Here is a 3,303-nt window from a genome sequence, read left to right on the forward strand (position 1 = left end):
AATTTTTCAATTGACGGGATTAATTTAGCCCACAGAGTATCGGGACCGATAACCTTTTAGCAGGATGGTTTTAGCTTTTCGTCGTTAGTCTCGTCCGACTTCTGCATTGAGGAATTTAGTTAAAGCGGTCATTTCTACTACTCATTTTTGAGTTAGGTCAGGCGGTCAGGTTGTGTTACAAAAAAATTTTAAACACCATTTGTAGTAAGACGACAGTTTGTAACTTCATTACATATAGGGTTTTTGAAAATTTTTGCAACACAATCTTTAATACACTGAAAACCAGACCGGTCGGGGCGAAAGCCCTGACCGATCTTTCTCTGCTGCATAAATCTTGAAGATGAAATACCAGATTGTTCTACAACATAGTGAAGAAGACTGCGGTGCTGCCTGCATTGCCATCGTTGCCAAACACTACGGACGAACTTTTGCCATTAGTCGAATGCGGGAAGTAGTTGGTACAGGATCGCGGGGAACCAGCCTGCTGGGTTTGAGGCGGGGTGCAGAAACTCTAGGATTTAATACGCGTCAAGTCAAAGCCTCGGTGCAACTGCTTGACCAATTGCATAAAGCCCCTCTACCCGCCATCATTCACTGGAAAGGCTACCACTGGGTCGTTTTATACGGGCAAAAGGGGAAAAAATATGTAATTGCTGACCCTGGTGTAGGCATCCGCTATCTCACCCGCGAGGAGTTGCTAGAAGGGTGGGGTAATGGCATCATGCTGCTGCTAACGCCAGACGACAGCCACTTTTATCAGCAATCAGATGATAAAATTGGCGGCTTTGGGCGTTATCTGATGCGGGTTTTGCCCTATCGCGCTATTCTGATTCAAGCGATCGCAATTAACATCGTCATCGGACTACTTTCCCTTGTCTCTCCCTTAATGATGCAACTGCTCACCGATGACGTGCTAGTGCGGGGAGATACCCAACTGCTAACTGTCGTGGCAATTGGGGCGATCGCTATGAGTCTATTTAGCAGTGCGATCGGTTTAGTCCAATCTCACTTAATTGGTCACTTTGGTCAACGACTGCAATTAGGACTGATTCTAGAATACGGGCGACAACTGTTGCGTTTGCCCCTCTCGTACTTTGAAGGACGGCGCAGTGGGGAAGTAGTTAGCCGGATTGCCGATGTGGATCACATCAACGAGCTAGTTTCCCAAATTGTCCTTGGTTTACCCAGCCAATTTTTTATCGCCTTGGTTTCCTTGGGCTTCATGCTCTTTTACAGTTGGGGGCTGACTTTGGCTTCCCTGGCTGCCTTTATTCTTGTCACCCTTGTCAACCTGCTTTTTCTCCCAGCTTTGCGCCAGAAAACCCGTAATGCGATCGTGTTGGGTACAGAAAACCAAGGCTTTCTCGTTGAAACTTTTCGCGGTGTCCAAGTGCTAAAAACTACCCAAGCCACTCCCCAAGCTTGGCAAGAGTATCAGGCAAATTATGGTCGGCTTGCTAACTTGGGCTGGAGTACGATGAAGCTGGGGCTTTACAGTGGCACAATTACTAATATTTTTTCCACTTGCACTAATATTGCCTTACTGTGGTTAGGCTCGTATCTAGTAATTAATCGCACTTTGAGCATCGGTCAGTTGCTAGCGTTTAGTGGTATGAATGGTAACTTTCTCGGCTTTTTGGGTTCAGTCATCGGCTTAGTTGATGAGTTTATCACTGCCCAGATTGTCATCCAACGCCTGACGGAGGTGATTGATGCTACCCCAGAAGACGACAAAGACGAGAAAAAGCCTTGGGCAGAACTTAAGGGCAATGTAGATATTACTTGCACCAACCTTAATTTCCACCATGCAGGTAGAGTTGACTTGCTGCAAGATTTTTCGCTGATTATCCCTGGCGGTCAAGTCATTGGCTTGATTGGTAAATCTGGTTGTGGTAAAAGCACCTTGGCCAAACTACTTGCTGGTTTATATGTCCTCCAATCTGGCAATATCCGCTATGGCATCTATAATCAGCAAGACCTCTCGATGGAATGTCTGCGGCAACAGGTGGTGCTAGTACCTCAAGAACCTCACTTCTGGAGTCGCTCAATTATTGAAAACTTCCGCTTCAGCTATCCTCAAATCGCCTTTGAACAAATTGTGCAAGCTTGCGAGATTGCTGGTGCAGATGAGTTTATTAGTAAACTGCCCGATAAGTATCAAACTGTTTTAGGCGAATTTGGCGCGAATCTTTCTGGTGGACAACGACAAAGATTAGCGATCGCTAGAGCTATAATTACTGACCCACCGATATTAATTTTAGATGAATCCACTGGCGCTCTCGACCCAGTAAGTGAAGCCAAACTGCTAGATAGACTGCTGTCTCATCGGCAGGGCAAAACCACAATTATGATTAGCCATCGCCCCAAAGTCATCGGGCGGGCTGATTGGATTGTACTGCTGGAAGAAGGACGTTTAAAAATCCAAGGGACTCCAGAGGCTCTGCGCCATCAACCTGGCGAACACTTAGACTTTTTAGACGGCGTTGATCCATTTACAAATGGTTTAGTGCCATTCTCTTCTAACTCTAACGGTAAATTCAGCGCAATCAGTAAATAAACTGATGCGCGTCTAGATTGTACATTGCAATCGTTAATATTGTCCTTTGAAATACAAATGACTAATGACAAATGACAAATGACTAATGACTAATGACAACCCTCACGAGTAAATATCCAATTTTATTTGCGTAACAGCTTAAAACAGTATGATTAGCCATTCCAACTCAGACTACTTGCCCCCAATTCAAGACAACGAGTTTCTCCCGCCACTTGGTCGTTGGACTACTTTGGGCGGACTAGTTCTTGTCTGTGCTGTGGGGTTAGGCGTTCCACTCGCCTCTGTTACCAAATATAAAGTGACAGTTAAAGGACAAGCTGTTGTCCGCCCTGCTGGTGAATTGCGGCTGGTTCAAGCTGCTACGGAAGGTCAAGTGACGCGGGTTTTTATTACAGAGAATCAAGTTGTCAAAAAAGGGGATATTATTGCCACTATTGACAACTCGAAGCTACAAACCAAAAAGAGCCAACTGCAAAGTAACATTGGGCAAAGTCGTTTACAACTCTTTCAAATCAATGCCCAGATTAACGCTATTAATAGCCAGATTTTAGCTGAAACTGAGCGTGTCAACCGGGTTATAGCTGGTGCTGAAGCTGAATTAAGCGATCGCAACCGGAACTATCAAGATAAACTTATTACTACCACTACTGATGTCGAAGAAGCGAATGCAAATGTCAAAGCAGCCGATGCTAGTCTTAAAGCAGCCCAATCAAAGCGAAATCGCTACGAGACTGTAGCCAAAGCCG

2 protein-coding genes are annotated in these 3,303 nt (G+C 45.1%); both read left to right on the top strand.

The window, feature by feature from the left end:
• The first annotated feature begins 340 nt into the window (after positions 1-340).
• Positions 341-2,557, top strand: a complete 2,217-nt coding sequence (locus LC574_RS32405) for a peptidase domain-containing ABC transporter (RefSeq protein ID WP_229457699.1) — start codon at positions 341-343, stop codon at positions 2,555-2,557.
• Positions 2,558-2,705: 148 nt separating this feature from the next.
• The coding region (locus tag LC574_RS32410; RefSeq protein WP_229457700.1) for a biotin/lipoyl-binding protein at positions 2,706-3,303 on the top strand (598 nt) is incomplete at its 3' end.

It is taken from the genome of Nostoc sp. CHAB 5715 (assembly GCF_020829685.1).
GTDB lineage: Bacteria > Cyanobacteriota > Cyanobacteriia > Cyanobacteriales > Nostocaceae > Nostoc.